The sequence below is a fragment of the Kocuria sp. ZOR0020 genome (genome assembly GCF_000800955.1).
Taxonomy (GTDB): Bacteria; Actinomycetota; Actinomycetes; order Actinomycetales; family Micrococcaceae; genus Kocuria; species Kocuria subflava.
In genome coordinates this window covers 1-1,865 of record NZ_JROX01000271.1, presented here as the reverse complement: position 1 = coordinate 1,865, position 1,865 = coordinate 1, and the positions used below count along the sequence as shown (strand labels likewise).

At 55.9% G+C, this 1,865-nt stretch carries 2 protein-coding genes; both read left to right on the top strand.

The window, feature by feature from the left end; all coding sequences use genetic code 11:
- Nucleotides 1-908, top strand: a 908-nt coding sequence (locus tag L979_RS12875; protein WP_047692609.1) for a hypothetical protein, incomplete at its 5' end; no start/stop codon positions are given.
- Between the two features lie 509 nt (nt 909-1,417).
- Nucleotides 1,418-1,865, top strand: a 448-nt coding sequence (locus tag L979_RS12870; protein ID WP_369793002.1) for a hypothetical protein, incomplete at its 3' end; no start/stop codon positions are given.

The following is a 1,865-nucleotide window of genomic DNA, read 5'->3' as shown; positions in this document are numbered from 1 at the left end:
CCATGAAAGGCACCAGCGTGGCCGGCAAAGCCGGGAAAATGGCCTCGACTGCGGGCAAAGCAGGCCGCGCCGGAGCCACTAGGGCCATCGACTTCTCCAAAGCACTGGCATTCGACGCAAAGTACAAAGCCGTCGACCTGGGACTGTCGGCGGCGGAGAGAGCCGTGCCCAGGATCGCGCCTGCTGTCCAGACGATTAACAAGTTCAAGAACAACATGGTGGACTATTCCATGGCTGCCAAGGACACCATCTCATCCATCCGCCCAAAGCCTGGACAGGAATTCTCCGTCGGTTTTGGCCGTGAATACGGAATAGTTGATGGCCCAACTGTCAGTAATTACCGTCTGGATATGACCACACCCCCAGTGCCTGAAGTTGGCACCTCGTTCAAGGAAGCTCTCAGCAGCCGCACAGGTGAACGCGCCGCAGCCGAAGCCACCAAACGGGTCGAGCCCAACATCCTGGAGTTGCGCCCCAACAAGAGAGTACTGAAGGACCCGTCACTCCTGCGTCAATATCACGCCAAAATTGACCACCTCAACGGAGAAGCCCGGCAAGGCAAGCTTGAATATCGCGTACCAGAAGACCGCAACTATTCAAGGAAAGACTTCATCGACAATCCAACATCCATTGGAACACCTGACGACTTCGATCGCCAGAGCATGTCGAAGTATGACCTTGACCACAAAACTGATCTCCAGCTAGGAGGAAAAGACACCCCCCAGAACTTCCAATGGCTGGATAAGCACGTCAATCGCAGCGTAGGATCCCAACTGAGATGGCAAATGATTAAGAAGAATCTCACAAAAGGCGGAACCGATTCCCATGATACCGGATCCACTGTTCACGGCATTGCAGATAAATCACGACCAAACCTTCTGAGCGATGTCAAGCTGGAGATAGATTGATTGCTGAGATGTCGAACATTCGCAAACAAGTCGACGCGCTCCGAATTTCAGCAGTCGATGCCATTCCGAGAAATGCACCGAAGGAAATACACTCCTATTTAACTCGAAAAATAAGAACGGAGATCACCACCAAGCAAAGTCGCCCTATCGCCCACTATACGCCCATTCTTGCGGCAGTTTGCGGGTACCAGGAGTCGGTGTCCTTGTTCTGTCGCGCCCTCTTAACTCACTGTTTGGATTCAACCTTCCGCTTGGCCCCGGGGGGCGCTTCGGCCACGTGGCCCGAAATGCAATGGTGTGCCCAACGAGTGGGCCTCACGGGCTATGCCGAATTATTCAATATACGCAGGGGGGCCCGTGACAGGCATGCACGTAGAGTAGAACGATTCGTCACAAATCCCTCAGAGGACCACAATTTCGAGTTTGGCACACATGAGGAACCGGGATTTGCTTGGTCAAAGCGGCCTGATATCGCCGTTCAACGATATCTGTCGGAGATGTCAGAGATCATGTTTCTGCGTTTGTCTCCCGGTGAGAACGCCCTGGGCTGGAACCGCGCGCACTGCGACGCCGAACTAGAAGCCATCGCAGCGGATCTACGAGCCAGAATCGGACTCGAGCCAGAGCTCCAGGACCTGGGAGCCCCCGATCCGGTGGTGATCCTGCCCGAAGGATTCACAAGCGTCTACGACACCACCAACCCCGACTTTGGCCCCGCAGGCGGCTACACACCCCCCATACCCACTATCTACCTCCCAGCAAACACCGACCCAGCCACCATCGCTCAACACCGCAACACCACACCCACGGTGACCCCACCAGCCACCGAACCCCAGGAGCACACCATCACCACCCCCATCCTCAACGACGCCGACATCACCCCCTACTGGGAAGCCGTGGAACACCACCTAGGCGATCAAGCCCCAGAGATCCTCAACCCACCAGCCACCGACGAAG